Below are 5,293 nucleotides of genomic sequence, written 5' to 3'. Positions count from 1 at the left end.
TGGAAAGCAGCGTTAAATCGTTTTATGATCGAGTTTGAAGATCGACTCATTGACCATATTTGAACAGGGCAGTTACACAGAATTATCTACAGGCTCGCTTCGTATGGTCAGGCATCAAATGTCACCCCACTTTCTGAATGTGGCTGTTTTGATTAGGGTTATAGAATGATGATATGGATATACACGGCAATGTATTTTATTACATTATCCATCATGCAGATAGTGGGTTTTTACATCTATGCCAAGATGTATTTCCGCATTAGTAAAAAGGGCGAATTACTGAAAACATTATTTGCTTCCATTGCTGATGTATTTCTTGCGAGTGTATTAGTCTCTCCATTGCTATTTGGTCTTGGATTTGTTGATACCTTTGAGGAATTATTTAATACGGATATGCTTTATATGACGTGCTTTTTGATATTGTGTGTCGTATCACCAATTCCAGGTGTGATTTATTTTAAGAGCATATATCTAAAGAGGCTGAGGGAGTTGGGGTGTGTTTTTAAATGGGTATTGTAAATAATAAACCGGGACAGACCACAACACGATCAACGGGGTCAGACACGATTGATATCGTTTTAAGGCGCGTATTGAAGAATTGACAAAACGACAGGCAGAACCAAAAGGAAGAGGAGGGGATAGGCGTTCCAAGGAATATCAACAATCGAAAAGGATCAATCGTGTCTGACCCCATTGGTCTATGTTATGCAACATGTGGTGCTTCCAAGAGGGATTGTGATTTATTGCTTTTGTTTACAGCAGGAAATGTGGGATATTATTCTGCGGTGGTTATTTTTGGCGGTGGTCCATACGATGATGCTCAAAATGCTGCATGTGGCTGTGAATAAGGAGATCTAGAGATCATGGATAAAACACCGCCTAAAGCCCCTAGGTATTTAGTATCAATAATTGCAGCTATGCTAGCTTTTGGTCTTCTCTGGTTCAATTCCAGACTATCTCAGATAGTCATCGCTGCTGCATTATTAGCTGTAATTACAGGGGTGATTGTCGTTACTTCAGTTAGTTTTCTTGGTAATAGAGTGATATCTATAATTTTTATCACTGCGATAGCAGTTGGCGTTTTGTCAGTAGGGGTATTAATTTACTATGATTTATTTCATTATGGTGATTACGCGGCTGCACTGATTAAATCTGGTATGTTATACGGCCATATTGAATTATATAGATATAAAATTCGAAGAGGGAAACAACTACAATAAATAAACTGGGGTAGACCACGTTTAGAAAAAGCAATCAGTCTCAGGTAACCTCACAGAAAAGCCGGGACAGATCACGTTTAACTCTTTGGATGGGCGGTTGGGATTGGGTCTGGTGCATATGTAAACCTCCCTGTTTTAGTTCCAGGCTAAATTAGAGTTTTCCAGTTTCTGTCGGTACGCGCTGGGTGGTAAATCGTCCATACTCTCATGCGGCCTTTCGTCATTGTAATCCGGTCTCGAACTTTATGTTGTTGTGTCGACAAGCTCTGCGAGATAGTGAGTAAATGGTTTTATATCTTGATGAACACTTGCTGCTTCTAACGCACTCATATATTCATTTCTCCTTTCTACCGGAATAACTAGCCAGTTATAACCACCTGATGCCAGCATAAGATTCATCAGAAAACGCCCCATTCGGCCATTCCCATCGACATAGGGATGGATGTAAACAAATATGAAGTGTCCGAGTACTACCCGGACTTGGGCATTTTCTTCATTTTCTAGCAGCTCAAAAAATGTGGGAGTGAGTTCTCGTACTGATTCCCAGTTGGGCGGAGTATGCATGGACTTGCGAATATAAACAGGACGATTGCGATAACCAGCCAGATCGGCAGCCTCTATGATGCCGGCTACTACACTTGGGCCAAATAATTCGCGATACCATGTGCCGTGGTCACTTTTGGCGATTTCGCCCGCATTCTCTTTATCTAGTACTTTTCTAACGCTGTCTTTGACGGCTTGAAATGCCTGCCAGTAACCGCGCGCGGCCAGAGCGTTATGGTGTTCACGATCTACTGGTGTACTATCCGGATTCCAATTGCCTCCACGTACATGCTCAATCAATTCCTCGCTGACTCTATATCCTTCAATTGATAAAGAGTGGTAGGCGTCAGTAACAAAAATTTCATCTAGTTTCTGAAGATAGGTATCAATATCAGTGATCGGTTCGGGAGGGGTAGGGAAATCTTTCAGAATGGGCTTTCTGAAGGTCTCCCACATGATTTTTAGGCGATTAACATAGGGTGACACTTCTCTTGTACTAAAGTGAATAGTGGACCTTTCCTCAAATGGGTCATTCTCATTGATGGTGTAGCCAGCGCTTTTCATTGTCTCAACAATGGTATCGGCGAGTTGCTCACGACCGATATTGCGTAAGGCGCCCGCTAGTCTCCCTGCAATGGTGCTATGGTTGCCTGAGAGTAGGTTGCGTAAAATATCTGATGCATCAGAAATACTCGAAAGTGCTGCGCGCATTTCAACCGGGTGATTTGTATATTGCGCAGGAGTGCAGGCAATCAACGCCGTTGGCAGACTCATGATGCGAAGACCTTCATTTTCTTCTATCTCTTTTGCAGAAATATCCAGTCGTAGATCAAATATAGAGGTATTGTGCAGAAGCTTGGTTGGTTTGTTACCGCCTTTGGGCGTTCGCACCAATAGCTGTTTTGGCACTGTCCAGTTGCCTACGTGAATCGCTATTGATTGTTCTGGTGAAAGGCACCATTCCTGTCCAAACCGTTCAGATAGATAATCAGCAACAAAGCTCCAGAAGGAAGCATACCAGGCTGTGCTTTCGCCAGAAGGTTCATCTGGGCGAGTAGGGATATACCAGCCTTTCATGACTTCTTGGATAAATCCGCTCTTTAGCAACCTCTCCCTGTGTGTTCTGGTCATGCTGCCGGTTCGGATGGCAACAATGCCTCGATCCTGTAGACTTTTAAGGACATCCAGTGATTGGGCTAATTTTTCAGAAGGTGTAGCCATTGCTTGATTTTTAGGTTTTTACGCCTTTCTATACTTAGGTTATTAAGTATTGTCATATTTAGGTGATTACGTCAAGTTATTTTTAGGTTTTTCACTGAAAAACAGACGTTCAACTACCGGACCTTCAGGTGTATCTCTTGTAACTTCATAAAGAGAGCCGGCGTCAGTGTCACCGTTTGAGTAATTAATGAAAGTTAATAATTCTTCCTTTACTTTTAGATGGAACGGCACAAGCTTGACGTGGCTCTTATGCACCCAGTAATCATCTCGATTTAAGTCATAATCTTCATAGGATAAGCCCATAGGATTGGTAAGCATCTCAAAGCTGCTCATTTGCTCATCTTCTGTCCCTTGATAGGTGTGGCCTTTTCTGATGAGGTACCATTCATATTGCTCTTCAAGAATTATATAGTGCTTGCCTGGTGTTGCTTCGGCCAGCTTTCGAATGCCGTAATAGTATCCGTTAGCTACATCTATATCAGTATGGGATGGCTTGGCGCTATGATCTGGCATCGAGCGAAAAATCGCCTTTGATTTCAGTTCCAGGCTTCTCTTGTCACTGTTCTTCGAATAATGCTCAATAAGTTCATTGGTGTAGTAGCTATCTGGCAGGATTTCAAACAGGCGGGGATTGGATTTGACCAGTTCATATAACAGTTTTGAATCTTTTCTCAGGGGGTCGCTACCAAAGAACCAGTTCAAAGGATCCATTTCGACAGCGTTCTTCCATTCTTCCCGGTTATCAGGTTGAAATCTGTATGGATAATCCCAGGTCACTTTCCCGTCTTTGTGGAAAGGTATTGGAACAGGTTGTTCGGGCTGTATCGGTGAGAGAGCAAGTGTGTCGGTGCTGAAGAGCACCATGCATAAGCCTAGAAGGGTTGTGTGTTTTTTCATTACTTTCTCTCATAACAACAAAAGCCGGCAAAAAGCCGGCTGTTGCAGTTGTGCCATCCCTGCACAATCTGGTTGTTACTCGTCCTGAGTTATCGTGACGCTCCCTGTCACACAACCTGTGTCCCTGGAGTTCCGTTCCTGGGACGAAAAGCGGGTGCCATCCTGGCTCCTGGAATATTAATCCCGGCTGCGGCGCATCCTGCGCACTGGAAGAGAGAACCCTTCCTTTCAACCGGCGTGTCATCCTGACACTCCGTTTAATATCTTGAGTAAAAGTATACGTCCGGGCTTTTTTCTGGATAGTCGGAAAATTCTGAAATATTTGTAGGAATATTCCTACACGCAGAGAGTTGAGCCAGCCTGGCCAGGAAGTGCATCTATTAATAGTCGGCGTGAGCATAACGGCAAGACTGATTCGACCCCGGGTCTAAAGATTGGTTATACTGGAGAGTATTCAATTGATGCACGATGGAAAAGAGAGATGCCGCAGAAAACTTATGTTGGCCTTGAAAATGATATCAATGGTGGCATGACGCCAACAGGAACCCTGATTCGTGATGCGTGGGTATTCGGTCTTCTTCCCGAATCACAAACTTGTGAGGGCTGGAACGCCGGTCAGATACAGGCACTCTATGACAAGGTTACAAAAGCGTGGGAGCCCTATGGTCACCTGGTTTCCCTGCTGCCCCCTGAATTGCGTGAGAAGCATCAGCAGATCTACGATGCCGCTGTTGAATATGCGCGAGCCAATGGCTGGGATCCGGAGCTGGATATCATGGACGAGGAGAATCGCTAGGGAAGGGTTGTGCCTTACTTTGTTTCACAAACTTTTTTTCGACCAGATGAGATCAGTCATTTTGACTGGATGCTTCCGGCTGAAATTTACAACCTGTTAACACTGATTCGCCGTGACAGCGACGGGCAGACACTCTTCATTGCATTACGTGAGATGCAATTCCTCGCAGTAATAGATAAGAATGAAGTGTTTTTTGTCGATGGCAACGGCGAGTACCTCTATTCAGGCGATGAAGGGGGTAGGGTGATCAAGCTGGCAATGGACTCCTTTTCCCCTTCGCAAAGAGATTCGGTTACCGCGCCGGTGCCATGCCGCATTGTCTGTTACAGCCCTGATGCAGAGAGTCTTTTCAAACAACGCATTATCGGCTTGCTAGGGCCTGAGTTGAAGAGGTACCGTTCAGCACGCCAGTCGGTTCCCCGCCAAAAGGCAAAAATCATCCCGCTGAGCAGTTGAGAGCGACAGTGCCGATCTGATAGTCTTGATAGATAGAATGTAGAAGGGATTTGATGGCGTTCTGCCGGTTATTCCACCATGTATGAAAGGCAAATGAATGCTTATGCAAAGCATTAGGAGAATCAATTTGTCTTTATGCATAAGAGAATTATACTCATTC

The 5,293-nt window shown here is 44.2% G+C and carries 6 protein-coding genes; 4 read left to right on the top strand and 2 right to left on the bottom strand.

The window, feature by feature from the left end:
- Window positions 1-680: 680 nt before the first annotated feature.
- Both BOW51_RS11220 and BOW51_RS08875 read left to right on the top strand, forming a co-directional pair.
- Window positions 681-848 carry a hypothetical protein gene (locus BOW51_RS11220; protein ID WP_167367294.1) on the top strand — a complete coding sequence of 56 codons (168 nt, stop codon included), beginning with the start codon at window positions 681-683 and terminating at the stop codon, window positions 846-848.
- Between the two features lie 15 nt (window positions 849-863).
- A complete protein-coding gene (locus BOW51_RS08875) occupies window positions 864-1,220 on the top strand; it encodes a hypothetical protein (protein WP_078477413.1) in 357 nt (118 codons plus the stop codon).
- A 243-nt stretch (window positions 1,221-1,463) separates the two neighbouring features.
- Here BOW51_RS08875 and BOW51_RS08870 read toward each other — a convergent pair whose 3' ends face one another.
- On the bottom strand, window positions 1,464-2,984 hold the full coding sequence (locus BOW51_RS08870) for a Fic family protein (protein ID WP_078477412.1): 1,521 nt from the start codon (window positions 2,982-2,984) through the stop codon (window positions 1,464-1,466).
- A gap of 66 nt (window positions 2,985-3,050) precedes the next feature.
- A complete protein-coding gene (locus BOW51_RS08865; RefSeq protein ID WP_078477411.1) occupies window positions 3,051-3,881 on the bottom strand; it encodes a hypothetical protein in 831 nt (276 codons plus the stop codon).
- 481 nt (window positions 3,882-4,362) lie between these two features.
- Here BOW51_RS08865 and BOW51_RS08860 point away from each other — a divergent pair, with 481 nt between their 5' ends.
- Window positions 4,363-4,677, top strand: a complete 315-nt coding sequence (locus BOW51_RS08860; RefSeq protein ID WP_078477410.1) for a hypothetical protein — start codon at window positions 4,363-4,365, stop codon at window positions 4,675-4,677.
- A 9-nt stretch (window positions 4,678-4,686) separates the two neighbouring features.
- Complete coding sequence (locus BOW51_RS08855) at window positions 4,687-5,133, top strand: hypothetical protein (protein WP_078477409.1); 447 nt, start codon at window positions 4,687-4,689, stop codon at window positions 5,131-5,133.
- The last annotated feature ends 160 nt before the right edge of the window (window positions 5,134-5,293 follow it).

The organism is Solemya elarraichensis gill symbiont, from assembly GCF_002021095.1.
Classification (GTDB): Bacteria; Pseudomonadota; Gammaproteobacteria; order Chromatiales; family Chromatiaceae.
This window is presented reverse-complemented; position numbering and strand designations above follow the sequence as displayed.